This window comes from Agrobacterium sp. NPDC090273 (assembly GCF_044772305.1).
In the GTDB taxonomy this organism is placed as follows: Bacteria; Pseudomonadota; Alphaproteobacteria; order Rhizobiales; family Rhizobiaceae; genus Agrobacterium.
Genome location: NZ_JBIVYN010000012.1, coordinates 107,277 through 132,060, shown reverse-complemented (window position 1 = coordinate 132,060; position 24,784 = coordinate 107,277). Strand labels below are relative to the sequence as shown.

Sequence of the window (24,784 nt, the reverse complement as noted above, 5' to 3'; positions counted from 1 at the left end):
CTCGATGAAATCGTTGCACGCCCGTGACTACAAACGCATGCCGTGGAAAAACGGTGGTGGTGAGACCGTGGAAATCGCCATATTCCCGGCTGATGCCTCTGTTGAAACATTCGAGTGGCGCATCAGCATGGCGACTGTCGCGAACGATGGACCCTTTTCGATTTTCCCCGGGATAGACCGTACTCTGTCCATTCTGCAGGGAAACGGCATGGCACTTGCGATCGAGAACGACAATCCCGTTTTACTGACAAAGGCCAGCCCGCCCCTGCCCTTTCCGGCAGATGTTCGCGTCCACGCCACCCTACCTGACGGAGCGATTGTCGATCTCAATGTCATGACACGACGCGACACATGGCGTCACCGCGTTCACAGACATGTCGGCCCATTGTCTTCTGCCGAGACAACGGCAACGCAAACGCTTCTTCTTGCCGTTGGGCCAGTCACGGTCTCGGGTGCCGGTGCCGTCCACCATCTGAAAGACATGGATGCGCTTATGCTGGAGGCCGGGCTGAGCATCTCTGTTCGCCCTGACAAACCGGAAGGCAGCTATTTCCTCATCGAGCTCATCCGTCTCTGACTTCGGATCAAAAGCACTCTCAGTCCAATCCGAGCGGATCGGCAATCCGTGGCCAAAGTTCAAGACTGGCCTTGCGGTAGTCTGTTTTGGACGGATCGGTCGGATAGGAGGTCGGGGCGGCAATATAGACGATCTCCGAGGCGACCGGTGCAAACCCCGCATGGAAGTGGTTGGTGGATTTCACCAGCAACGCATTCTTCTTTGCAAAATCGACGCCCAGATTGGAAAAGATATCCGGCTCATAAGTTTGCGTCCGGCTGGTGATCAAAATGATGTCGATATCTGTGCCAACCGGTCTGACGACCGCGGCACGACCAAGCGTCACGCGGCTGTTTCTAAAACTCTGCCATCCTGCTTCAGCGGTGCGAACGACTCTGACGCGGAAATCGAGTGGATCTCCGCCCTGGGGACTGGATTTTCCACCGATACGAAGATCGATCTCGGCCCCCTCGCCCGCCGCATGGCAAAATGACACTGCAATCGGGTCCCAGATCGTCGCAACACCGATGTTATCCATGCCGCGCTCGACCATACGTCGCAGGATATAGGTCGCGTCGCCGGCAACACCGCCACCAGGGTTATCCCAGATGTCCGAAACGACAACCGGCATGTCCGGCCTTGCGCGCAGAATTTCCAGCACCTTGTCCAGCCCGGCCTCTGTTTCGAGCATCGGCATCGCGGTCTGCTTGCGCATGCGATAGAGTTCATGGCCGAGTTTTTCAGCCAGTGCATCGCCCTTGGCCTTGTCGCCATCACTGACGACGATGATTCGTGTTCCCATGTCAGGCACATCACCAGCCATGAACCCGTGAATAACTGAAATGGAGAGAATGCCGTCCTTGCCTTCCATCGCCTTCAAACGATCGACGTAAGACCGCATCGGCTCGCGGCTGGTCGGATAGATGGTGATCATACGGCAATCGAACGTCGAGATGACCGGTCTGATCTCGCCGCGAAGCGTACGCAGTGCCAGTTCAACGACGTGTTCTCCTCGTTCCTCGAAATCCGTATGCGGAAATTCGAGGAAGGTTGCCATGATATCGAGATTTTCGACACGCATGGCGGTGAGATGACTGTGCGGGTCAAATTCCGCGGCAATCAGGACACCCTCTCCGACCATAGAGCGAATTCGCGAGAGTAAATCTCCCTCAGGATCGTCATAACCTTGCGCAACCATGGCACCATGCAGGCCGAGGACGACGGCATCGACAGGCATGGCGGCGCGAAGCTCTGCAAGGATCGTATCGCGCAAGGTCTCGTAAGTCTTGCGCTGTATCAGACCCGCAGGTTCGGCCCAGCAGGACGTCCCCTCAATTACCGTAAAACCTTCCGCCCTGCCTCTGCGACGCAGGATCGGGACAGGCGATGAGCAGAGGGTCGGTGTTTCAGGGTGCTCACCCGGGCCTGCATAAAAGGCGGCCTTGAACGCATCCATATCGGTCGGAACCGGAGAAAACGTATTGGTTTCTGTTGCGAGCGATGCCGTGAAGATGCGCATGATTTGGACTTCTCAATACGATTTCGTGAAAATGGCGCGAGTGTCCCGCCATTTTATTTAGCCGGGTAAATTACCAAACTGTTCCGCGCGCGGCGACGTCTTCGACACGGGTGACAATTCCGCCTCGATGAAAAACCATCCTGTCGAAAAGATTGCTGACAACGCAGGTATGATTGGGTGTGACCTTCACCACATCGCCGATCTCCGGCTTCATATCGCAAGCTGAAAGATCGACAACGGCATGCTCTTCGGAAAGGGAGATGATACGCGCCGCGTCGTAGCCTTCGATCAGGCCGTAGTCACTGAAGCCAAGCAGATCCGATGTGAGTGCTTTGGAGCCCGCATCGAGAACGGCACGGTCCGGCGTCGGTCGAGATACCACCGTCGCCAGGACACACATGGCAAGATCGTCCACAGTGCAGTGGCCTGCACGCACCATGCTGCGGTCGTTGTAGACATAGGTGCCAGCACGGTGTTCGGTGGCTGAGGGCACGAGATGGGCTGAGAAGAAATCTGGCGAGCCGCCACTGGATCGAACCGGGCAGTCCATGCCTTTTTCTGCAAGCAGAGCCATTGTGCGGACAATGAAGTCCTCGACTTTTTCCGCGCCGCCCGGTGCCGGGTATGTCAGGATACCTTTGAAAGTCAGTCCGGGCGCCGCAGCAATCATTTCTGCCAATGCAACAGCCGCTTCCGGCGTCTGTACACCGCATCGCTTTCCACCCGTATCGCATTCCACAAGCACGCAGAGCGGCCTGGAAGCTTCGAATGTCGCGGCTAGACCGGCAACCGTATGAGCACTATCGGCGACGACGCAAAGCTTGCCGATCGCTGCGTTCAGCGCTTTCAGCCGTGCCAGCTTCTCAGCGCCCATAATGTTATAGGTTATAAGTATATCATCAAAGCCTGCCTCGGCGAAAACTTCTGCCTCAGTCACTTTCTGACAATTGATCCCGATGGCACCGGCCTCGACCTGCTGACGCGCAATCGCCGGGATCTTGTGTGTCTTGATATGCGGGCGGAAACTCTTGCCGTGGCCGCTCAGATAGTCCTGAGCCCGGAGGATGTTGGCAGCAAGCCGATCCTCGTCGATGACAGGCATTGGCGTTGCGACTTGCGCGAGTGGCGTTCCCTGAACGGGCCATGGATATGTCATAACGGAGTTCCGCAGAGTTTCGGCATTTAAGCCAGAGGCTTGTAGGCAATCACGTCCATTTCAACTTTCGCATCCACCATGAGAGGTGACTGCACGGTGGAACGCGCCGGAGGGTGATCAATAAAGTGCTTCTGAAAGACAGCGTTGAAGCTGGAGAAGTCTCTGGCATCGTCGAGCCAGACATTGACTTTGACAACGTCAGCGAGCGTGCAATCGGCCAGCGCCAGTACATCCTTGATGTTAGCCACGACCTGCTCCGTCTGTGCGACAATGCCACCCGTCACCACTTCACCGTCAACAGTGGGCACCTGACCGGATACATACACAAAATCACCTGCGCGAACGGCTTTCGCAAAAGGGCGGCGCTGCCCGCCTGCCTGGCTATCCGCGGTTTCGAAACGGATCAATTTGTGTTCTGACATCGGCCCTCGCAAACAATTTTCATAGAAAACAGGATATTTCGTGATTTGTATCGCATTTCAGCAGTGCGCGCCACAAATTATGTAAATTATTTAGACTTCGGGAGTGCTGTGCCGATGGTCGCGCTATTCCAGCACGTCAATAGCGAGAGATCATCGGACAGCGCGCGTCTGCGCACGGGAAGGCGTAGCCGATACTGGATACACCAAATTCCGGGGGGAGAGTGATGTGCGTGAGAGGCGTTAGCGGCGAGTTAGCCGCGGCTAACTTCATACTCAAATAACGGCAATGCAATCATGTGCTATGTCCGTAACAGGACTTTGTCTCGGGACATCAACCCAAGACTATTACGATTTCTATGCCGCGCCCCCAGCGATGCTCGCCTCGACCCGATTTGCAACTGTTTGCGCAATCTTTTGCGCCTGAACGCGAATATCCGGGACCGCGGTAATTTCCCAGAAGCGGCCGGCCGTCAAAGCACCGGCAGCGAAAAGCCCGCCCCATGCGTCGCCGTTTGGCATCAATAGACGCGACTCCCCATCCACCTCGACCCCGAGTCCCAGTGCATCGAGCGTGATCACGTCGTCATTCTTCATCATCTGAAGAAGCGGTGAGTGGCCGATGCCCGCGCGCTCCATACCGGTACAGTTGACCACCCAGTCAACCTCCAGGGATATCACATCCTGCGTATGCCTACGGCGATACCCCACAGCCACGCCGTCTTCGCTTTGTGCGAATGACCGCAGATAACCCGCGTGAATTTTCACGACACCTTCGTCACGAAGGCGCGCAAATACCTGATGAACTTCTGGTGCAATCCGGTGCCGGTGAATGTTCCACCAGGGCAATGCGTGCCGCAGGAAGCGGCTACGTTGCGTGGGTGTCAGGCGCTGCCAGAGCGCCTGCGTTTTCGGACGCAGCCCATCCATCACACTACGCCAGGGTTGTCCGCTCCGCACCTGCCGACGCAACCTTGCCAATAACGCGCTGATCTCTGTCGTTTCGTCAGGCAACAACGGCTCTTTTGGTGCCAGTGGCGGATTCAAGTGGGGATGCGGCGCAAGCCCGCGGCGTGACAAAACATTGATGGGGCCTCGATGCCCCCTCCCGCGCAGAGTCATCACTTGATCAATCATCGTCAGTCCAGACCCGAGAATACAGATGCGGTCGCCAGAGCGCACACGGGACAACCAGCCTGGAGACCAGCAGTGACTAACAATATTCGCTGGCTGGCCATTGCTTGTTTCTACCGGCAAACTCGCCGCGCCAAGACCGAGACAGAGAATGACGTTCTTCGCCGTCATCGTCTCACCATTCTCAAGCCGGAATGAGAAACTGTCCGCTCCGTCAGGGCGACATGCCGACGCTTTCGCGCGCACGAAGTCGACCCGCACCCGTTGGTCGCGGCCTCTCAGGAGAGACGCCAGCCGGTCTCTCAGATAAAGCCCGTAGTCACCGCGTGACGCGAATGCCAGTGGATCGTTGCCAATCCCTTTCTCGGCAAGCCAGTTCAGGAAATCATCAGGGCGCTCTGGAAACAGACTCATTCGGCCGGCCGGAACGTTCAGTCGATGGAACGGTAACTCTGTCCGGTAAGCCGTTCCGCGCCCGAAGTCCGTGTCATCTCCAACGATGGCAATGGAAGCGTCAGCGGGCAGGGACGACAGCAGCTGTATGGTTACAGAGATAGCCGAGAACCCCGTCCCGACCACGGCAACGTCGTACGACATCTATACCTCCTCATGCGACGCAGCCCAGAAACACGCCTATGACGCATTCCGGGCATACTCTAGTCAGCGAGTAGAGATTAAAACCCGTCCCAAGTCCACCCGTCAATTCAACGACGACTTTCCACAGCAGAGATTCAGAGAGATTCCGGGCGCTGTTAGCCGCGGCTAACTTCGCGCTGAACAGCTGCAAGGACCAGAGAATCCTTGAATCTTCGAGAAATCTTTTAGCCGGTTAGCCGCGGCTAACAGCGTCGCGGTGAAAATCGAAAATTTGATTCTTCGCCAAGGCCTTAGCGTGCGTTCTGAATCTAAAAAAAAGCCTATTGCGCCCAAAAGAGAATCGGCGCTTATATTTCAGCTGCGGAAAAAACCGTCTTTTTCGGAAAAAACCGCAACTGCACCATCGAGCGAAAGAAGAGCTATGACACAGAGCGCCGACTCAAAACTTGCTGCAAGGGCTCCCGATCTCACGGGGCTTATACAACAGCATTCGGCTGCGTTGTCAGCCCAATTGCAGGCGCACAATGCAAATACCTTTTCGCCGCACACTGAAAAGAGCATGCGGCATTTCTCTCCCGCAGAGACAGCCAAGCTCATCGGTATTGGCGAAGCCTATCTGCGTCAGATTGCAGCGGAGCTTCCCGGCCTCGACGCCGCGCAGGCAAACGGCCGCCGCTCCTACTCCGTCGATGACATTCAGAACATCCGAAAGTTTCTTGACCAGGGCGCTCGTGGAACGCGCCGTTATCTGCCGCACCGCCGTGAAGGCGAAGAGCTGCAGGTCATCGCGGTCATGAACTTCAAAGGTGGCTCCGGCAAGACGACCACCTCCGCTCATCTCTCCCAATATCTGGCACTGCGTGGTTACCGTGTCCTCGCGATCGATCTCGATCCGCAGGCCAGTCTTTCGGCTCTTTTCGGTCATCAGCCGGAAATCGATGTCGGCCCGAACGAGACGTTATACGGTGCTATCCGCTACGACGACGAACGTCGCCCCATCGCGGAGATCGTTCGCGGCACATATATTCCCGATCTGCACATCGTTCCCGGCAATCTGGAACTGATGGAGTTTGAACATGACACGCCGCGCGCCCTCATGCGCCGCGCTCCCGGCGATACGCTGTTCTTTGCTCGCATCGGACAGGCCATTGCGCAGGCGCAGAATTTCTACGATGTCGTGGTGATCGATTGCCCGCCGCAGCTCGGTTATCTCACGCTTTCTGCACTCACTGCAGCTACTTCCGTTCTCGTCACCGTTCACCCGCAAATGCTGGATGTCATGTCGATGAACCAGTTTCTGGCAATGACTGGCGATCTCCTGGCCGAAATCGGCAGAGCTGGCGCACAATCCGATTACAACTGGATGCGTTATCTGGTGACCCGTTTTGAACCGAGCGACGGACCGCAAAACCAGATGGTCGCATTTCTCCGTTCGATTTTCGGAGACAACGTTCTCAACCATCCAATGCTGAAAAGCACCGCCGTTTCCGACGCCGGTTTGACGAACCAAACTCTTTTCGAAGTAGAACGTACCCAGTTCACCCGGTCCACTTACGATCGCGCATTGGATGCCATGAACAGCGTCAATGCCGAGATTGAAGGACTTATCAAGAAAGCATGGGGTAGGGCAGCATGAGCAGGAAACAGATCTTCGCCAATCTCGGTTCGCCGAATGCCGAAAACAATGAGCCGGCACAAGAACGCGCTCGTCCCCGTATCAGACCGATCCTCGGCTCTCCGGAACTCGTCAATGATGTTCTCGGTTCGCCTGTCGGCATGATTGGCCAGTCGCTGAATGAAGTAAACGAACGCAGCAAGCGCGCCGAAGAAATCGAAAAGCGTCTTGCCGAAGGTTTGACGATCGTTTCGCTTGATCCGGCCGACATTGATCCTTCCTTTATTCCGGACAGAATGCCGTCGTCTCCAGAAGATGATGCCGGTCTGGTGGAAGCCATTCGTGAACAGGGCCAGCAGGTTCCTATTCTCGTCCGTCCACACCCTGAATATCCCGGTCGTTATCAGGTTGCTTTCGGTCATCGCCGTCTGCGCGCCATCTCTGCACTCAACATTCCTGTCAGAGCCGTCGTTCGCGATCTGACCGATGAACAGCTCGTCGTCGCCCAGGGTCAGGAAAACAACGAGCGTCGCGATCTCACCTATATCGAGAAGGCCCGTTTCGCCCAGAAGCTGCAGATACGGTTCTCTCGCGACACGATCATGGCGGCAATGTCTCTCTACAAGAGCGATCTTTCCAACATGCTGTCCGTTGTCGGTCGTATTCCGGAAGACCTGATCGATCTCATCGGCCCGGCTCCCAGTGTTGGCCGCCGTAACTGGATGGATCTTGCCGAACAGCTTTCATCCTCGCAGGTGAAAGAAGCTGCCCGCGCTTATGTCCGGGAACCAAACGTTGCTGCCCTTGCCTCTGAAGACCGTTTCAAGTCGCTTCTCGATTTCCTGAAGCCTAAGGCGCAGGCAAAAAAGGCTGGCGTATGGTCTTCCGACACCGGCAGCAGACTGGCGAAAATCATCGAGAGCGATCGCAAGGTTGAAATCTCGATCGACCGGAAGGAAGCCCCTGAATTCGCAGACTTCGTTCTGGAACATCTTCAAACACTGTTTGCTGAACATCAGTCGAAGCAGTGATTTGTAACGTCAACGACTAACAGGAGACTAGAGCCCAAAAGAAAAAAGCCCCCGAACGTTGCCGCGCGGAAGCCCTTTCTTTGATTTAAGCACCCAAAGAATCTCATTTCCGCGAATCATAGTCAAGAGTCTTGGCATCGAAATTTTTCGGTGAGCGATTTTCTTTTGCCTTGTGAAAGGTGAAAGACATGGACAGCACATGCGTAACGACGCCTTTTGGGCGGCGAACAATGTCGTTTGGCATTCTCGCAACCCAATTTGCCGCACAAAAGATAAAATCAACTCCGGCCACCGATAAGTGGAAGCTCTATCGCTCGGTCTGTGAAGCACGCCCATTGCTTGGCGTGACCGATCGTTCCTTGGCGGTACTGAACGCGCTTTTGAGCTTTTATCCCAAATCCGAACTAGCTGGTGACGCCGATCTCGTGGTGTTTCCATCCAATGCGCAATTGTCTTTGCGTGCGCATGGCATGGCCGAACAAACTCTGCGTCGGCATCTCTCCGCTCTGGTGGAAGCCGGCCTTATCATTCGCAAGGACAGTCCGAACGGAAAACGATACGCCCGTAAGGCGAGGGGTGGTGAAATCAGCGAAGCCTATGGTTTTTCGCTCGCACCACTTCTTGCCCGCAAAGCAGAGATCGAGGAGATGGCCGAAAAGATCATCGGCGAGCGTCTCGATCTTCAGCGTCTTCGTGAGAAGATCAGCCTGTTCCGTCGTGATATCCAGAAATTCTGCGAAATGATTTCGGTCAATGGCCAGGTGAACACGGCAACCGAGTTCCTGGACCGTTATTCTGCCGCGGCAAACTCCCTTGGTCGTAACCCGAAAGCCGCTGATCTCGCGAAAATCGCCGATGTTTTGGCTTCTCTCCGTGCAGAGATCGCCAACTATCTGGAAAATATTGCAAAATCGGAAAAAATAAGCGGCAATGACAGCCAAAATGAGCGTCACATAAAGAATTCAGAATCCGAATCTATATCTGAAGCGGACATTTTCGATCAAACCAGCACCGTTGTGCCCACTGCACCACAAGCCACGCCTGTACAGGTTGCCGACACCAACAACGCAAAACCCGATCACCCACAGTCAAAGCCTGTTCTTCTAAAGCAATTTTTTGTTCCTGATATTGTTTTGGTTTTGAAAGCTTGCCCAGACATTGCCCTCTATGCCCCAGCTTCCCGAGTGACAGGATGGCGAGACCTCGAGGTTGCGACATCAGTGGTCAAAACCATGTTCAATATCAGCCCGTCCGCTTATCAGGATGCGGTTGCCATTCTTGGTCGTCACGCAACGGCGGCAGTCCTGGCATGCCTGTTGCAGAAGGCCGAGCAGATCAGCTCTCTTGGCGGATACCTGCGTAATCTGACACAGAAGGCGCGTGACGGCAGTTTCGACCTTAATGCGATGCTGATGGCCCAACTGCGTAACCGCAGCGACGCTGGAGCAGGAGCCGTGCGGCAATAGAGCAAGGGAACGGGCAAGGGACCCATTCAGTTGCGAAAACGAGCTTATGGAGGTACTCTGACGCCGACAAAGATTTCTGAAAGATTCGTTTCCAGACAGGCGGGCTGTGGGTTGAATACACAGCCAAATGGGCTCCTATGGTTAATGTGATGTAAAGAAAGTTAAGTGCGATTTCGCTTTCGTTTTGGATTTTCCATAAGAAGTTTCAATAACTTGAAATATGCTCTTTTTTTATCGATGCACAACCTATCGGATGCTTGAGCATACAGATCACAGGGATAACGCTGCTGGTTTGCTGAACGGGAACGATGAAACCTAAAACCGAATTGCGCGTTTCTGTCCGGTGTTGCCAACGGAACAGAATTGATGACCTTTCCCGACGATATGGAACTGGCAGTGGCGCTTTACATGGCGGAGACCGCCTCACCGCGACCGCAGGCCATTGAACGTCTTTTGAGAAAAAGGCTGGGCAGGACGAGTTACCTGACAGCGAAAGCGGAGAGCATCGTCTCGGTGGTGCCAGAAGTGCAAAACGCACAATCCCGTTGAACGGCCTCCCGTTAATCTGGGACGGTGGCGGAAGGTCGAAGGACATATGCGAACCGCCTCAGTGCCGTATTGTTTTCAATGGTCGATCTTGAATAGCCACGCGGCCCGCTTTTTTCCTCGCACGTGAATGGCCAATGTATATGGGGGCAACATGACCGCTGGGACCGAACCACAGCCGTCCGAAAACAAACGTCTTTCCAAAAGCTGGATCAAACAGGAAGGGCATGAAGCGGAAAAGGCGACCTTCCCGGAACTCTTCTTCGATCTGGTTTTCGTTTTTGCATTGATCCAGCTATCGCATGCGCTGGCGGAAGATTTTGGTCCCACCGCTCTCCTTGAGGCAGCCATCCTTATCCTGTCTTTGTGGTGGCTCTGGATTCACACGACCTGGATCACCAATCTCCTGAACACGGAAGTCGAGCAGGTTCGGCTTCTTCTTTTTGTCCTGATGTTTGGCGGCGTCTTGCTGGCCATCGCGCTTCCTGAAGCATTTGCAGAGCAGGGCCCGGCATTTGCTCTCATTTACAGCGCACTACAGATTGGCCGAAGCCTTTTTGCCCTTTACGTTTTCAGGGACGAGGATAGGCAATCCTTTCTTGTCTTCGCACGTGTCACGGTCTGGCTCGTCATCTCCAGCCTCTTCTGGATTGCCGGTGGTTTCTCAGATCTCACAGGACGGCTTCTTTTCTGGGGCGTCGCACTCGCCATCGAATATGCCGGTCCCGTCTGCCGTTATGTCGTTCCTGGAATTCCCTCGAGCGATGAGGACAGGCTGCATCTGTCGGGAGAGCATCTCGCAGAACGTTGTGCGCTGTTTGTCATCATCTGCCTGGGAGAAACGATCCTGACAACCGGTCGAACGGCGACGTCCTACATGAACTCCGGCATGACGTTCGTGGTCTTCTGTTCGGCGTTCATCAGTACGGTGGCCATGTGGTGGATCTATTTTCACCATGGACAGCAAAAGGCATCAAGCAAGGCCGAGCATGCAGATGAGAAGGCCAAGATTGTCCATAACCTTTTCAACTATGGTCATCTGCCCATTGTCGCAGGCATTATAGTCACTGCGGTGGGTGAGGATTTCAGCCTCTCTCACAGCCACGAGGGTGCGACGCTCCGCGAAGCGATAGCCATTCTCGGCGGCCCCATCCTGTTTCTCGCTGGCAATATCGGCGTGAAAATTGCTGCCGCATATCAGCGGCCCGTCTCGCATTTCGTCGGGGTTGCGATCCTGTGCCTGCTTCTGCCGCTTGAGGGCCTGCCCCTTTATGTTTTGCAACTGGCAAGCACGGTGGTGCTGTTGATGGTCGCGATCTGGGAATATCTGGCGCTGCAGAAAAGTACCGCCAACGCCTGAGGTAAATCCAAGTCAGACGTGGGCGACGCTGCGTGACCGTTCCTGCCAGAGATTGAGACTGCGTGCGAAGGCATCATCGAACGACATGGTCATGTCGTTTACCAGCATCAGGGCAACCGCTGCCGTAGAAATGATGGTCGCTTCAGCTCGTTCATCGCGTGCAGCTCCCGTCCAGACGGCACGCCAATATTCGAAGGTCGTGAACATGGTCGGCATTTCCGCAGGCGGCATGTCGCGGCCGGGAATGAAAGCCTCGATATCTTCGCCTCGCGAGAGGCCAAAAATCCGGGTGCTGCGGAAGGGCGTGAATTGTGCAAAGTCCCGGGTGTTGCCGAGAACTGCGAGGTTATCCATCTTCAGCAGTTTGGCCGTATCGCGGTGCAGTTCCTGATAGGACGGGCGCGCAACGCCGATGATCACGTTTCGGGCGCGCAACGGGTTGAGCAGATGGACCACAGTGTTCAGGGGCAGTCGCATCTCCAGCAGCCCATGCAATCCAAGCAGGCTCTGGAACTGTGGCGAGATACCGCCGATGGGAAGATAGGCTAAGCCGTGCGATGCAGTTGCTTCGGCCGCCTGCGCCAGGGATTGGCAAATCGGAATGCCGCTTGTTTCTGCAGCGATCTCCAGCTTGCCGCTGTTGTCGCCCTGGCCCATGTGTCCGTGCAGAAGCACACTGTAGCCTGCCATGGCAACCAGGCGGGCAGCATGCAGAAACCACGGTGCGTCCCGGTGCTTGGGTGAAATATAAACGGGCCAGTCCAGATCGACCGATCCTGGCGTGTTCTGGCCCCTGTTCATATGCTCCCACATGGCCTCGATGAAACCGGCAAGCTCCGCTGCTGTTCCACCGCGATAATGCATTGTCGCCAGCAGGGCGCCGATCTGTATGGGATCTGCATCGCCATCGAGAATAATGGAAAGAGCATCCATCGCTTCGGTTTGACTGAGTGGTCGGCTGTTGCCGATGCCCATCGAGGACGTCGCGATATATTTCGCCAATCGCTGCTGTGGGCCGGCATTGTGACCGATGTTGGCAAGACGGGTGGCAATGTGCTCGGGCGTGGGCTGCCCCTCAAGCAGAAGGCTGGGGCGCACGGCCAGGGGCGGCGCCTTCATCAGCAACGGTCGCTCCCATCCGGTGGTTTTTGCCAGATTGGCCGGGTCAGGCCGATCCTTGCTGTAATCGATGAGATTTTCAGCCTCCGCCGCCAGGGAACGAATGCGCAGTCGCATTTCTTCGGCAAAGGGTGTTGGCAGAAGGCCTTGCCCGGTGCGAAGGAAAAGCTGGTCGTCATATTTTTCGCGAAGCTGCTGCAAAATCCGGCTCATCGAAGAGGTCGGCAGGCCCATGCCAGCCGCCGCGCGGCTGACACTGCCTTCACGCAGCAGCGCGTCAAACGCGATCAGCAGCTTCAACTGTCCGAGCTTGTCAGGCTTCGCAGCCGATGCCTCGTCTTCATTTCGCTTCTTGGTTGCCATTCGTCGATATTTCGCCCCACCGCTGGCTGGCGAAGCCCCCATTTTGCAATTTCCAGAATTTAGAATTGTTCGAAAACAAAGCCGTTGTGCCTGTCACTGCTCCTAAATAAGTGGGGGTAAATTCTCAAGTTAAATGCGGGGGCATAACATGGAAGTGAAGCGCTGCAGCCATTTCGGGGCTGGAAAAGTTACGCGAGCCGTCATCACTGTTGGCATGGCGGGCACTGCGTTGGGTCTGGCCGTTCCGGCTTTCGCCCAGCAGGCAACCGAAAACAACACCGTACTCCAGCAGATCGTCGTAACGGCTGCGGGTTTCGAACAGAACGTCAAGGACGCGCCTGCCAGCATTACGGTGGTGACGCGCGAAGATCTGGAGAAGGGATCTTACCGTGATCTGACCGATGCGCTGCGCGAGGTGCAGGGCGTGGCCGTCACCGGCATCGCCAATGAAAAAGACATTTTCATTCGCGGCCTGCCAGGTGCCTACACGCTGATCCTGGTGGATGGAAGACGCCAAAGCACGCGTGATGCCCGTACAAACGGCAATTCCGGTTTCGAGCAGAGCTTCATACCGCCGGTCTCGGCCATCGAGCGTATCGAGGTCGTTCGCGGCCCGATGTCTTCGCTTTATGGTTCGGATGCCATGGGCGGCGTCATCAACATCATCACCCGCAAGGTTGGCGATGTCTGGTCCGGCTCCGTGACGACCGAAGGAACGGCACAGCAGCATTCACGCTTCGGCAATAGCGGTCAGGTTTCCTGGTATGCAAACGGGCCGATCCTCAAGGACGTGCTCGGCCTGCAGGTCTGGGGTCGCGGTTTCAAACGCAGTGAGGATCGTATCCTGAACGGCACGACGGGTGCCAAGGAGTTTGATTTCAACGGCCGGCTGACGTTGACGCCGAATGAGGACCACGACATTTACCTCGAAGCTGGCAAGACACGTCTGCGTCGCGACGCAGAGCCGGGGGAATCCCTTGCCGCGACGGATGCGAACAGCACCTACAACATCAACACGCGTGACCATTGGTCGTTGTCGCACACCGGCCGGTGGGGCCCAACCACCTCGGAATTCTCGATCCAGCAGGAATGGGCCGAACGCACCAATTTCACGCGCAATGTCCGAACTGGCCGGGTTACCGAAAACCCGCGTTCTCCGGAAATCCGCAACACCGTTATCGACGGCAAGTTCACAACGCCGTTTGAACTGTTTGGCGGTCACACGCTGGTCACTGGCGGACAATATTTCGAAGCACAGCTCACCGACCAGAATCCAGGTCGCCGTACCGGTCTGGATGAAACATTTTCCGCGACGCAATGGGCGCTTTTCGTCGAGGACGAATGGCGCATCATTGACAGCTTTGCCCTGACCGGCGGTCTGCGTCTCGATAACCACGAAAAATACGGCAACCATTTCAGCCCGCGTATTTACGGTGTCTGGAGCGCGACCCAGGATCTGACCATCAAGGGTGGTGTTTCCACTGGCTTCCGTGCACCCGAAATCCGCCAGGTAGCGCCCGGTTACGCCTACACCACGGGCGGCGGCGGCTGCACCTATGGCCCAACCGGCACTTGCGGCGTTATCATTGGCGATCCCAATCTGGAAGCGGAAAAGAGCACGAGCTACGAGCTGGCAGCGCTCTGGGACAACGGCGATGTGGCGCTCGGTGCGACCTATTTCTACACGGACTTCAAGGACAAGATTTCCAATGCCCTGGTACTCGATTCCAGCGGCAATCCGGTGCGCTGGAGCGAAGATCCGAACTACCGCCTCTGGTACAACTACAACATCGATGATGCGGTGATCCAGGGTGTCGAGTTGACCGCGACCTGGTATGCGACACAGGAACTGACCTTCCGTGGCAGCTACACCTACACGCATTCGGAACAGAAGACCGGTGACTATGAAGGTCTGCCGCTGGCCCGTACGCCTGAGCATATGGCCAACCTCAGAGGCGACTGGGTAACGCCGATCGACGGACTGGAAGCATGGGCATCGGTCAACTACCATGGATCGGAGATCAACGCGGGGCCGCGTATCGGCACCAATGGCACGGCCGTCACGATCAACGGCAAGGCGGCGCGTAAATACGACGCCTACACCACCCTCGATATCGGCGCGAAATATGCCGTGGCTGAAAACGTCGATTTCAATGCAGCGATCTATAACGTCTTCGACAAGGATGTCGGCACCGACGATTTCAACACCGTCATGGAAGGTCGTCGCTTCTGGGTCAGTATGACAGCCCGGTTCTAACCGGCTCTACACAGGAAAGAGATCGAGGAGGCGCCGCAAGGCGCCTCTTTTATATTGAGGAATCGTCTTCTACCCTCGAACGAGGCTGGCGCTGTCTCAGGATGGTGCGTGCGGAGGTGAGGGGCTCATGCGGCATATCGCTTTCGATCGTTGCAAACAGCCAGTCGATGAAAGCCTGGACGATCGGTGCTGCACGTTTGTCTGAGCGGCATGCCACGTAAAGCGCATGGTTTGCGGGCACTGCGAGATCGAACGGTGCGACGAGTTCGCCTTTTGCAATGAGGTCGCCCGCCGTGATCGAGTCACCGAGGGCGACACCCTGATTGTGCAACACCGCCTCCGTTGCAAGACGGGCATCTCCCATGAAGTGCTGGCGACCACGCGGCAGATCGCGGGTGTCGGCCGCTGCGAGCCAGGTATTCCATTCACGACCGTCGTCACAATGCAGTAGCACGTGGTTCTGCAGATCGCGGATGGAACGCAACGGCTGCATGTTGAGAAGTGTGGGGCCGGCAACGGGAAAAAGCGAAAAGCGGCTCCATAGGCGCGTCCAGCAGTCACCCCAGTTACCGTCGCCATAAAGGATCGAGACGTCGACATCCGGGGAGAAGGGCGACGCTGCATCGTTCGATGCAATCAACCGCAGGGTCACACCGGGGAACTGTTCGGTAAACCGGTCCATGCGCGGTATCAGCCAGAAGGACAGGAGTGCCGCCACACATGTCACGGTCAGCTCGCCGCTTGTTGCCGGCCTTGTCATTGCCGCCGTTGCCGCCGCGATCCCGTCAAACGCGCTGGTCACAGCCGGCAGAAGCAGCGCGCCTTGTGGCGTGAGTTTCAGGCGCTTGCCGTTGCGCTCGAACAGAGGCGTATCGAACGACTGTTCCAAAGCCCGGATCTGGTGGCTGATCGCGCCGTGCGTCACGTTCAGCTCCCGGGCGGCGGCGGACACTGAGCCTCGCCGGGCAGCGGCTTCGAACGCGCGCAAAGGGTTCAGCGGTGGCAGACGGCTGGGCAAAGGGGTGCACTCCACGGCATATTCATGTGAGAATTTCTCACATAAAACGCTATAACAATGTCAATTGATTTCCAATCCCAATCGTCCATAGTTGTCGTCAATAAGAATGAAGGGGATGAAAAAGCTGCGTGCCGATGTCGGCCGTAGACGGGTGTGCTTTGTTTTCGTCACCCCTTTCCAACTCTGTGAGGCAGATATGGCGTTTGACGACAAGAAACTGGAAGAACTGCGTTCGAAGTACGGGCAGGGTCATGGCGGAGATCTGTTTGACCCGGAGTTTCGAAAGGTTGCCGACAAGATTTTCAATGAAGGCGGTACGCGCCTTGCACCTTATTCCGGCATCCCGACATTTCTGACGGCCCCACATCTATCCGTCGATGCTGAAACGCCTGATTTCGGCGATCTCCAGGTGGCCCTGCTCGGTGTGCCGATGGATCTCGGTGTTACCAACCGGCCCGGCTCCCGCTTCGGGCCACGCGCACTGCGCTCCATCGAACGCATCGGACCCTATAATCACGTACTTGGTTGCGCTCCCGTTCATGAACTGCGCGTTGCGGATATTGGCGATGTGCCGTTCCGAAGCCGTTATCGTCTGGAATTGAGCCATGAGGATATCGAAAAACGCGTCGACCAGATCGTTTCTGCCGGTGTCGTACCGCTTTCCGTCGGAGGAGACCACTCGATCACCCACCCCATTCTTCGCGCCGTGGGAAAAAATCGCCCTGTCGGCATGATCCACATCGACGCGCATTGCGATACCGGTGGGGCTTACGATCTAACGAAGTTCCATCACGGTGGACCGTTCCGCAACGCCGTACTCGATGGTGTGCTCGACCCAACGCGTGTGATCCAGATCGGTATTCGTGGTGCGGCGGAATATCTATGGGAGTTTTCCTACGAGTCCGGCATGACGGTGATCCATGCCGAAGAGGTTACCGGGCTTGGCATTCCAGCCATTATCGAGAAGGCAAAAGCGGTGATCGGCGATGGCCCGACCTACCTGTCCTTTGATATCGACAGCCTGGACCCGGCATTTGCTCCCGGTACCGGCACGCCGGAAATCGGTGGTTTGACCAGCCGCGAGGTGCTGGAACTGGTCCGTGGTCTCAAGGGGATCAATCTGGTTGGTGGCGATGTCGTGGAGGTCGCGCCACAATATGACGCAACAACCAACACCGCCCATGCCGGGGCGCAGGTTCTGTTTGAAATCCTGAGCCTGATGGTCTTTAGCCCATTCGTGAACGGCGAGCGCTAAGAGAGCACCGGCAGATCGATTGGCCATGCGCTGCGATTGCGTGGTGCATGGCTTCTTTCGCTTAGGCCTGCTCTATCTTCGGGCGCCGCCAGCCATCGAAATAGACCTGGCGGCAGCCGTTACCAGCGCGGAAAAGCGCTGCTCGGCTTCTTCCGGCGTATAGCGGCTCCGCGAAACCGCGATGTTGATGGCGCCATAGGGTCGGCCATTGGCATCCAGAACGGGCGCGGCGACCGACAGATCTCCGTAGAAATACTCTTCAAACGCTGTCGCATAGCCCTTTATCGCTGACTTCTGCAGTTTTTCCCGCAACGCATCCGGCTGCCAGGTCGTGTGTGGCGTGTAGGGGTGCAGGGGGGATCGATCCAGTATGGCGCTGGCTTCATCGCCTGGCAGCGACGCGAGAATTGCAATGCCCGGCGCAGTACAATAGGCGGGCAGCCGCGTCCCGGTAATGACGTCGTTGTTCAGGACGTGCCTGCTCATGAAGCGCGACACGAAAACGATATCCGTATCGTCGAGAACGGTAAGATTGACCGTTTCCTCGGTCTCTTTGCTGAGATGCAGGAGGTATGGCATGCCTCGTTCCACAAGGCTGCTGGCCCGGGTGTAGTGATAGCCAAAATCCAGTGACTTCACCGTCAGTTCGAACCGCCTCGTATCGGCATTCTTGCTGAGATAACCGAGCTTTGTCAGCGTGTGTGTAAAGCGCTGCGCCGCACTCATGTCGAGCCCGGCTTCATCGGCGATCTGAGACAGGCTGAGGTTTGGGCGCGTGCCATCGAAAGCGCTGAGAACCCTGAATGCCTTTTCGACTGACTGTACCAGCAACGGATCGCGATCTTCGCTGGATGCGTCGGTCTCATTCTCCGTCGATTTGCCTGCCTTGCGCGCCATTTGCCCCCGCCCACGTCTCTTCACGCATAGCGATAGCAGAGTTATCGCGCAGCGGAAATGTAGCTTGACATAAAAAATATCTGTGAACACACTATGACATATTAGTTATCGCAATGCAATAGTTATGAAATCGAAAAGAGGAGAGAACCATGGATCGCTTCATCCTGACGGCACGGCACGGCGAGGTCGGCGTCATTACTCTAAACCGCCCGCAGATTCTGAATGCCTGGCACAGCGCGATGCGAAAGCAACTCGTTGAGGCGTTCGAGGCGTTCGAGAAGGATGAGGCTATTCGCGCCATCATTCTCACCGGCGCAGGCAACCGGGCGTTCAGCGCCGGCCAGGACCTGAACGAGACGAAAACCTTCGATGCCGAGCGTGGCAAGGAATGGGTGGGGGAGTGGGAGCGCCTCTATGAGGCCATGCGGTCGTTGTCCAAGCCTTTGATTGCAGCGTTGAACGGCGTGGCTGCCGGTTCGGCCTTCCAGGTCGCTCTTCTTTGTGACTTCCGTATTGGTCATCCGGGTGTTCGCATGGGCCAGCCGGAAATCAACTCCGGTATCGCCAGCACCACGGGTCCTTGGATCATGCGCGAGATCATTGGCCTCGCCCGCACCATCGACCTTACGCTGAGCGGACGCCTGATGGCATCGGACGAGTGCCATTCGATCGGCATCATCAACCGTATCGTACCGCAGGACCGTGTCATGGAAGAAGCTCTGATACTTGCCCGCGAACTGGCTGCGAAACCGCCCGTCGCCATGCGTCTCGACAAACAGCGCTTCAGGGAAATGACAGAGGCGGGTTTCCGCGATTGCCTCGAGGCAGGCGTCCGCATCCAGCGGGAGGCTTACGCGTCCGGTGAACCGGCGCGGATGATGGAGCTGTTCCTTTCCGAAGTGGCTGCCCGAAAGGCTGGCTGACAGGACGGTCAGGCCGTCTCGGGAGGCGGCGCAACACATCACAAACCAGAGGGAAAAAACAATGACAAACGATAGACGTGTAATGATTGATCGCCGCAAACTCCTGAAAATCGGAGGCGGCCTCGGTGTGGCGCTGGCCGCTCCCACCATCCTGACGAGGACGGCATGGGCAAACGAGCAACTGACCGTTGCCGACCCCGGCGGTCCTTACAGCCCGGGTTACCGCAAGGCGTTTTATGATCCATTCGAAAAGGCAACAGGTATCAAGGTCATCAACGTTGCCCGCGATGCCGAGCCAACCGCACAGTTTCGAGCCATGGTCGAGACCAAGTCCTATAGCTGGGACGTGTGCACGCTGACGCTTTCGGCGCGTGACATTCTTGAAAAACGCGATTTGCTCGAACCGATCAATCTGACAGACGCGGACGCGCCGGGTCTGATGCCGGATGCCCTGACGCCCGTTTGGCTCGGTATCGACGTCTATTCGACGATCATGGCCTATCGCACCGACAAATTCGACGCGGCAAAGGCACCGACGACCTGGGCTGATTTCTGGAACGTCGAAAAATTTCCCGGCCGTCGCGCCCTGCGCAAAAACCCCATTGATACCCTGGAGCAAGCCTTGCTCGCCGATGGCGTGCCGCTCGACAAGCTTTATCCGCTCGATGTCGAGCGTGCCTATGCCAGCCTTGAGAAGATCAAACCGCATGTCGACGTGTGGTGGACTGGCGGCGCGCAGTCGAGCCAGCTTATCCAGAGTGGAGAGGTGGACATGATCGCGCTGTGGAATGCGCGCGCTCAAGCCGTGATCGATGGTGGAGCACCGGTCAAGATTGTCTGGAACCAGGGCCTATTTTCGATAGAAGGCTGGGGAATTCCGAAGGGTTCACCACGTGCCGAGATTGCCCGACAGTTTGTGAAGTTCTGCGCCGACCCTAAACAGCAGGCTCTCTTCACCGAGTTCCTTGCCTATGGCCCGACCAACCTGAAGGCCTATGAAAGCATTCCCGCGCAACGTGCCGAAACGCTGCCGACCTCGGACGCGAACCTCAAACTCATGACCATCGCACGCGAAGACTGGTGGAGCGCCAACCGGTCGGACATGGCCGAGCGGTTCAACGCCTGGATTCTCGAGTAAGGAGGACGCCCATGCTTGCGAAGCCCGATCAAGCCAGCCAGCCAAAGCTTCTCGTCGATGGACTGGCAAAAAACTACGGTAACGCCGTTGCGCTCAAACCCACGCATCTTGCGGTCGAACCGGGTGAGTTTCTGACGCTTCTCGGGCCTTCCGGCTCCGGCAAGACAACCCTGCTGCAGATGATCAGCGGATTGGTTACCCCCAATCAGGGGCGGCTTTTCATCGATGGCCGGGATGAAACCCAGACGCCGGTGCACAAACGCGACATCGGCCTGGTGTTTCAGCATTACGCTTTGTTCCCGCATCTGACGGTGGCTGAAAATATCGGCTTTCCGCTGAAGATGCGGGGGCTCAGCCGCGCCGATACGGCAAGGCAGGTGGCTGACGCGCTTTCGATGGTTCAGCTCGATCATCTGGCCAGCCGTTTTCCGCGTGAACTCTCCGGCGGCCAACAACAGCGCGTCGCCCTGGCGCGCTGCTTTGTTTACAAGCCAGCCATCATTTTGATGGATGAACCGCTCGGCGCTCTCGACAAGAAACTGCGTGAGCACATGCAGTTCGAAATCAAGGATCTGCACCGCAAGACCGGTGCGACAATCATCTACGTCACGCATGACCAGGAAGAGGCGCTGGCCATGTCAGACCGCATCTGCCTGATGAATCATGCCCGCGTCGAGCAGATCGGCCCGCCCCATGAAATCTACGCCCGGCCGCAGACGGCCTTTGCAGCAGATTTCATCGGTATTTCCAATATCTTCCGTGGCCGCATCGAGCGCGGTGCCAATGGTGCGGTTCATCTCGCAACACGAAACAGACGTCTGCTGATCGACGGGAAAAACCTCTCGAACGACGTTGAAATGGCACTGGTCGTGCGACCCGAACATCTGGAACTTGGTGGCGAAAGCGAAAATGCCATCAAGGGGCAGGTGGCGGAGATCGTTTATGCCGGATCGGAAACAAGGCTGCTGGTTGACGCTGAGACGGAGGAGCGTGTGACCGTGCGGCTTCTGCCGGGCAAACCGCTGCCGAAACTCGGCGAGAACATCACGTTGAGCTGGAAGCCGGAAGCAGCCGTACTGGTGACGCCATGACCGCTGTCGTTTCACAACCACTGTCCGCACCGTCCCACCGCTTCCGGTTCGGACCGCTCTGGCTGGCCGCACCGGGGCTTGCCTTCCTCGTCATCTTCTTTCTGGTGCCTGTCGCGCGGCTGATGGGGCTCAGTCTCGAAAATGCCGATACCGGTGCCGTGACGATGATGCATTATTCGCGCATTTTCGACACGGACGTTTATTTCCGTGTGCTGCTGATTACCTTTCGTATCGCTGCGCTGACGACGCTGTTTGCGCTGCTTCTCGGTTATCCGCTGGCTTACTGGCTTGCACGTCTTCCAGATTATCGCCGCGGCACGATGATCCTGCTTGTCATGGTGCCGTTCTGGACGAGCTATCTCGTCAAAAGCTTCGCCTGGGTGATCGTTCTTGGACGCACCGGCGTCGTCAACCAGATTGGTCTGAAACTCGGCCTTCTCAGCCAGCCGCTCGAGCTGTTGCACAATGAGTTCGGCGTGATGGTCGGCATGGTCCATGCGATGACGCCGCTTGCCGTTTTGACCATGCTGCCGGTGATGACGGGGATCGATCGCCGGCTCACACAGGCGTCGGGAACACTGGGTGCGACACCGGCAAAAGGCTTCTGGCTCGTCTATTTCCCGTTATCGTTGCCCGGTGCCGCCGCAGCCGGCCTGTTGACCTTCATATCCTCGCTCGGCTTCTTCATCGTGCCCGCTTTGCTGGGTGGTCGACAGCAGACCATGCTGGCGCAACTCATCATCGTGCAGGTGCAGGAAATCCTGAACTGGGCCTTTGCCGGTGCCCTGGCCGCGCTGATGCTGGCTGCAGCACTCGTCACATGCTGGTTGTATGATCGGGTCTTCGGCCTCTCCAGCCTGTCCGGTGAACCTTCGGATAACAAGACCGGAAACAAGGGTGTGCTGCGCGGTTTTGGCCTGGCGGTTCTGGATGTGCTGGCACGGGCCTGCAGCACCTTCAGCACCAGCGTCACAAGGGTTTTGGGAGAGGCCATCTCCTCTCGCATGCTGGGCTTCTATTGCGCGCTGATGTTTGCTTTCCTGATGTTGCCGACGCTTGTCGTGCTGCCGATCGGTTTTACCAGCTCGCAGTTTCTGGAGTTCCCGCCGCCGGGATACGGCCTCGACTGGTTCCGCGCCTATTTCTCATCGGATCTGTGGGTCTCTGCCACGGTGCGCTCTTTCGGCGTGGCCTTTGCCACGGCCGTGGCCGCGACCGCGATCGGCGGCTTTGCCGCGCTGGCGCTTGCCCGCTCCAACTCGCGGTGGCGCGGTCTGATCTTTGCCTTCTTTCTCGCGCCGATGATCGTACCGCGCATCGTTATCGCTGTGGGCCTCTTTTATCTGTTTGCGCAAATGGGGTTGGTCGCGACAGACCTCGGTCTGGTGATAGGCCACACCGTGCTGGCGCTACCTTTTGCTTTTGTCGCGATTGCCGCCGTGCTGAAAAGTTACGACTGGCGCCTCGATCAGGCCGCGGCCACACTGGGTGCGAACAAGTTCCAGGCATTACGCTTCGTCACGGTGCCACTCATAAAGAGCGGCCTGACGGCGGCGTTCCTGTTCGCCTTCATCACATCGTTTGATGAACTGACGGTTGCGATCTTCGTCAGTGGCGGCGTCAAGACCACCCTGCCCAAGCAGATGTGGGATGACATGATCCTTCAGCTCAACCCGACATTGGCTGCGGTCTCCGTTGTCGTCTTCATCGTCGTGACGACACTTCTCCTGGCGGCGGAACGTCTCCGCCGTTCTTCCCAAGCATAAACAGAGTTCTTTCCATGACCGTTACGATCAAAGACTTCCTTGGAAGCTTCAAGACAAAGGCCGACAGGGTTCCTGACCAGGTGTTTGCCCGGTTCAACGGCGCGCCGATCACCTTTGGCCTGCTCGATAGCATGTCGGACAGCTTCGCTGCCGAATTGCGCCGACGCGGATTGCAACATGGCGATCGCGTCGCTGTCATGATGCGCAATTCCCGGTTTTCACTTGCGGTCCTCTTCGGGCTTGCCAAAGCCGGTGTCGTCTGGGTGCCGGTCAATGCCCAGCTTCGTGGCGAGGGCCTGAAATACATTCTGGAGCATTGTGAGCCGGGTACTGTCGTTTGCGACGCGGACCTGCTGGATACCGTCAATGAGAGCGGGGTGACGATCGATACCTCAAACATCATTGTAGCCGGTGGTGAAGAGCCATCCCCTGCGCTTGAGACGATCCTGGCAGCACAGGTGCGTTTTGACGAACCAACACCTCAAGCCAGCGATCTTTTTGCAATCATGTATACCTCAGGTACGACCGGACGTCCCAAGGGGGTGATGGTCACGCACGGCATGATCCGTCTGGCGGGCGAGGCGGTGCGGACACTGTCGCTGGCGAAGGCCGGCGATGTGTTCTTCGTCTGGGAGCCGCTCTATCATATTGGCGGAGCACAACTCATCGTGCTGCCAGTCATTGACGATATCCAGCTCGCCATGGTCGATCGTTTCTCGGCCAGCCGCTTCTGGGATCAGGTGCGGACCTATGGCGCGACCCACATACATTATCTCGGCGGTATCCCGCAGATCCTGCTCAAACAGCCGGAGACCGTGTCGGACAGGAAACATCCGGTTCGGATCGCCTGGGGTGGAGGTTGCCCAAAGGATGTGTGGCCGCTTTTCAGCGAACGTTTTGGTGTCGAGATGCGCGAATGCTACGGCATGACCGAGGCATCGAGCATCACAACCTGCAATGACAATGGCGTTGTCGGTGCTGTCGGTCGGGCCATGCCGTGGTTTACTGTCGACATTCTGGATGAGAACGGCCAGCCGGTTCCGGTTGGAGAAAAGGGAGAAATCGTCGTTCGTACATCTCTCGATGGCGCCTTGTTCAAAGGGTATCTGCACAATCAGGAAGCGACCGACAAGGCGCTGAAAAACGGCAGCCTCCATACCGGCGATTCAGGCTCCTTCGATGCGGATGGCAATCTCTGGTTCCACGGCCGTCTGACGGATAGCGTGCGCTGCAAGGGAGAGAACGTTTCTGCCTGGGAGGTGGAGCATGTCGTTTCCTCTCACCCTTCGGTAGAAGATTGTGCGATGATCGGCGTTAAAGCCGAAATCGGCGAACAGGACATCAAGCTCTTCGTCAAACCGAAGGCCGGCAGCGTCATCGTTCCGTCAGAGCTTTCCGTCTGGCTCGGTGAACGCCTGGCCACCTACCAGAACCCGCGTTACATCGCCGTTGTCGATGAGTTCGAACGCACGCCCAGTCAACGCATCATGAAGCACAGGCTGCCGTCAGGGATTGATAGGTGCTGGGATCGCCTGTCACTACCCATGGCGTCCTGACC

General features: G+C 57.0%; 20 protein-coding genes. 13 read left to right on the top strand and 7 right to left on the bottom strand.

The window, feature by feature from the left end; all coding sequences use genetic code 11:
- Positions 1-4: 4 nt before the first annotated feature.
- Positions 5-577: a HutD family protein gene (locus ACIQT8_RS24115; protein WP_400970736.1), complete on the top strand. Its 573-nt coding sequence runs from the start codon at positions 5-7 to the stop codon at positions 575-577.
- A 19-nt stretch (positions 578-596) separates the two neighbouring features.
- On the opposite strand, the gene ACIQT8_RS24110 is transcribed toward ACIQT8_RS24115, so the two are convergent.
- The 4 genes from ACIQT8_RS24110 to ACIQT8_RS24095 all read right to left on the bottom strand — a co-directional run bounded on the left by ACIQT8_RS24110 (position 597) and on the right by ACIQT8_RS24095 (position 5,381).
- The gene (locus ACIQT8_RS24110; RefSeq protein WP_400970734.1) at positions 597-2,075 is read right to left on the bottom strand and encodes a M81 family metallopeptidase; all 1,479 of its coding nucleotides are present in this window, start codon (positions 2,073-2,075) and stop codon (positions 597-599) included.
- Between the two features lie 70 nt (positions 2,076-2,145).
- Positions 2,146-3,231, bottom strand: coding sequence for a D-TA family PLP-dependent enzyme (locus ACIQT8_RS24105; RefSeq protein WP_400970731.1), 1,086 nt, complete (start codon positions 3,229-3,231; stop codon positions 2,146-2,148).
- Positions 3,232-3,257: 26 nt separating this feature from the next.
- The gene (locus ACIQT8_RS24100; protein ID WP_400970728.1) at positions 3,258-3,653 is read right to left on the bottom strand and encodes a RidA family protein; all 396 of its coding nucleotides are present in this window, start codon (positions 3,651-3,653) and stop codon (positions 3,258-3,260) included.
- Positions 3,654-4,007: 354 nt separating this feature from the next.
- Positions 4,008-5,381: an FAD/NAD(P)-binding protein gene (locus tag ACIQT8_RS24095; protein WP_400970725.1), complete on the bottom strand. Its 1,374-nt coding sequence runs from the start codon at positions 5,379-5,381 to the stop codon at positions 4,008-4,010.
- A gap of 421 nt (positions 5,382-5,802) precedes the next feature.
- Between ACIQT8_RS24095 and repA the strand changes: the two genes are divergently transcribed.
- From repA to ACIQT8_RS24070, 5 genes are all read left to right on the top strand, one after another.
- The gene (gene repA, locus ACIQT8_RS24090) at positions 5,803-7,017 is read left to right on the top strand and encodes a plasmid partitioning protein RepA (RefSeq protein ID WP_262527430.1); all 1,215 of its coding nucleotides are present in this window, start codon (positions 5,803-5,805) and stop codon (positions 7,015-7,017) included.
- Complete coding sequence (gene repB / locus ACIQT8_RS24085) at positions 7,014-8,027, top strand: plasmid partitioning protein RepB (protein ID WP_138791470.1); 1,014 nt, start codon at positions 7,014-7,016, stop codon at positions 8,025-8,027. The genes repA and repB overlap by 4 nt, the downstream gene beginning before the upstream one ends.
- Positions 8,028-8,215: 188 nt before the next feature.
- On the top strand, positions 8,216-9,493 hold the full coding sequence (repC, locus tag ACIQT8_RS24080) for a plasmid replication protein RepC (RefSeq protein WP_400970773.1): 1,278 nt from the start codon (positions 8,216-8,218) through the stop codon (positions 9,491-9,493).
- A gap of 366 nt (positions 9,494-9,859) precedes the next feature.
- Positions 9,860-10,042, top strand: coding sequence for a hypothetical protein (locus tag ACIQT8_RS24075; RefSeq protein WP_400970720.1), 183 nt, complete (start codon positions 9,860-9,862; stop codon positions 10,040-10,042).
- Positions 10,043-10,193: 151 nt separating this feature from the next.
- Positions 10,194-11,399 carry a low temperature requirement protein A gene (locus ACIQT8_RS24070; RefSeq protein ID WP_400970718.1) on the top strand — a complete coding sequence of 402 codons (1,206 nt, stop codon included), beginning with the start codon at positions 10,194-10,196 and terminating at the stop codon, positions 11,397-11,399.
- Between the two features lie 12 nt (positions 11,400-11,411).
- Here the strand turns inward: ACIQT8_RS24070 and ACIQT8_RS24065 are convergent, their stop codons facing one another.
- Complete coding sequence (locus tag ACIQT8_RS24065; protein WP_400970715.1) at positions 11,412-12,881, bottom strand: glycosyl transferase family protein; 1,470 nt, start codon at positions 12,879-12,881, stop codon at positions 11,412-11,414.
- A gap of 214 nt (positions 12,882-13,095) precedes the next feature.
- On the opposite strand from ACIQT8_RS24065, the gene ACIQT8_RS24060 reads away from it, so the two are divergent.
- Complete coding sequence (locus ACIQT8_RS24060; RefSeq protein ID WP_400970770.1) at positions 13,096-15,138, top strand: TonB-dependent receptor domain-containing protein; 2,043 nt, start codon at positions 13,096-13,098, stop codon at positions 15,136-15,138.
- Positions 15,139-15,187: 49 nt separating this feature from the next.
- On the opposite strand, the gene ACIQT8_RS24055 is transcribed toward ACIQT8_RS24060, so the two are convergent.
- Positions 15,188-16,156, bottom strand: a complete 969-nt coding sequence (locus ACIQT8_RS24055) for a LysR substrate-binding domain-containing protein (RefSeq protein WP_400970712.1) — start codon at positions 16,154-16,156, stop codon at positions 15,188-15,190.
- A gap of 196 nt (positions 16,157-16,352) precedes the next feature.
- Here ACIQT8_RS24055 and speB point away from each other — a divergent pair, with 196 nt between their 5' ends.
- The gene (speB, locus tag ACIQT8_RS24050) at positions 16,353-17,411 is read left to right on the top strand and encodes an agmatinase (protein ID WP_400970767.1); all 1,059 of its coding nucleotides are present in this window, start codon (positions 16,353-16,355) and stop codon (positions 17,409-17,411) included.
- A 72-nt stretch (positions 17,412-17,483) separates the two neighbouring features.
- Here the strand turns inward: speB and ACIQT8_RS24045 are convergent, their stop codons facing one another.
- Positions 17,484-18,308, bottom strand: coding sequence for an IclR family transcriptional regulator (locus ACIQT8_RS24045; protein WP_400970709.1), 825 nt, complete (start codon positions 18,306-18,308; stop codon positions 17,484-17,486).
- 149 nt (positions 18,309-18,457) lie between these two features.
- On the opposite strand from ACIQT8_RS24045, the gene ACIQT8_RS24040 reads away from it, so the two are divergent.
- From ACIQT8_RS24040 to ACIQT8_RS24020, 5 genes are all read left to right on the top strand, one after another.
- A complete protein-coding gene (locus ACIQT8_RS24040; RefSeq protein ID WP_400970706.1) occupies positions 18,458-19,231 on the top strand; it encodes an enoyl-CoA hydratase/isomerase family protein in 774 nt (257 codons plus the stop codon).
- Positions 19,232-19,292: 61 nt separating this feature from the next.
- Complete coding sequence (locus ACIQT8_RS24035) at positions 19,293-20,369, top strand: ABC transporter substrate-binding protein (protein ID WP_400970703.1); 1,077 nt, start codon at positions 19,293-19,295, stop codon at positions 20,367-20,369.
- An 11-nt stretch (positions 20,370-20,380) separates the two neighbouring features.
- A complete protein-coding gene (locus ACIQT8_RS24030) occupies positions 20,381-21,460 on the top strand; it encodes an ABC transporter ATP-binding protein (protein WP_400970700.1) in 1,080 nt (359 codons plus the stop codon).
- Positions 21,457-23,226, top strand: coding sequence for an ABC transporter permease subunit (locus ACIQT8_RS24025; RefSeq protein ID WP_400970697.1), 1,770 nt, complete (start codon positions 21,457-21,459; stop codon positions 23,224-23,226). Before ACIQT8_RS24030 ends, ACIQT8_RS24025 begins: the two co-directional genes overlap by 4 nt.
- Positions 23,227-23,240: 14 nt before the next feature.
- A complete protein-coding gene (locus tag ACIQT8_RS24020; protein WP_400970694.1) occupies positions 23,241-24,782 on the top strand; it encodes an AMP-binding protein in 1,542 nt (513 codons plus the stop codon).
- Positions 24,783-24,784: the final 2 nt, after the last annotated feature.

Coding starts and splice junctions, on each gene's coding strand:
- ACIQT8_RS24115 (WP_400970736.1), top strand. CDS start 5: ATGAAATCGTTGCACGCCCGTGACTACAAACGCATGCCGTGGAAAAAC.
- ACIQT8_RS24110 (WP_400970734.1), bottom strand. CDS start 2,075: ATGCGCATCTTCACGGCATCGCTCGCAACAGAAACCAATACGTTTTCT.
- ACIQT8_RS24105 (WP_400970731.1), bottom strand. CDS start 3,231: ATGACATATCCATGGCCCGTTCAGGGAACGCCACTCGCGCAAGTCGCA.
- ACIQT8_RS24100 (WP_400970728.1), bottom strand. CDS start 3,653: ATGTCAGAACACAAATTGATCCGTTTCGAAACCGCGGATAGCCAGGCA.
- ACIQT8_RS24095 (WP_400970725.1), bottom strand. CDS start 5,381: ATGTCGTACGACGTTGCCGTGGTCGGGACGGGGTTCTCGGCTATCTCT.
- repA (WP_262527430.1), top strand. CDS start 5,803: ATGACACAGAGCGCCGACTCAAAACTTGCTGCAAGGGCTCCCGATCTC.
- repB (WP_138791470.1), top strand. CDS start 7,014: ATGAGCAGGAAACAGATCTTCGCCAATCTCGGTTCGCCGAATGCCGAA.
- repC (WP_400970773.1), top strand. CDS start 8,216: ATGGACAGCACATGCGTAACGACGCCTTTTGGGCGGCGAACAATGTCG.
- ACIQT8_RS24075 (WP_400970720.1), top strand. CDS start 9,860: ATGACCTTTCCCGACGATATGGAACTGGCAGTGGCGCTTTACATGGCG.
- ACIQT8_RS24070 (WP_400970718.1), top strand. CDS start 10,194: ATGACCGCTGGGACCGAACCACAGCCGTCCGAAAACAAACGTCTTTCC.
- ACIQT8_RS24065 (WP_400970715.1), bottom strand. CDS start 12,881: ATGGCAACCAAGAAGCGAAATGAAGACGAGGCATCGGCTGCGAAGCCT.
- ACIQT8_RS24060 (WP_400970770.1), top strand. CDS start 13,096: ATGGCGGGCACTGCGTTGGGTCTGGCCGTTCCGGCTTTCGCCCAGCAG.
- speB (WP_400970767.1), top strand. CDS start 16,353: ATGGCGTTTGACGACAAGAAACTGGAAGAACTGCGTTCGAAGTACGGG.
- ACIQT8_RS24045 (WP_400970709.1), bottom strand. CDS start 18,308: ATGGCGCGCAAGGCAGGCAAATCGACGGAGAATGAGACCGACGCATCC.
- ACIQT8_RS24040 (WP_400970706.1), top strand. CDS start 18,458: ATGGATCGCTTCATCCTGACGGCACGGCACGGCGAGGTCGGCGTCATT.
- ACIQT8_RS24035 (WP_400970703.1), top strand. CDS start 19,293: ATGACAAACGATAGACGTGTAATGATTGATCGCCGCAAACTCCTGAAA.
- ACIQT8_RS24030 (WP_400970700.1), top strand. CDS start 20,381: ATGCTTGCGAAGCCCGATCAAGCCAGCCAGCCAAAGCTTCTCGTCGAT.
- ACIQT8_RS24025 (WP_400970697.1), top strand. CDS start 21,457: ATGACCGCTGTCGTTTCACAACCACTGTCCGCACCGTCCCACCGCTTC.
- ACIQT8_RS24020 (WP_400970694.1), top strand. CDS start 23,241: ATGACCGTTACGATCAAAGACTTCCTTGGAAGCTTCAAGACAAAGGCC.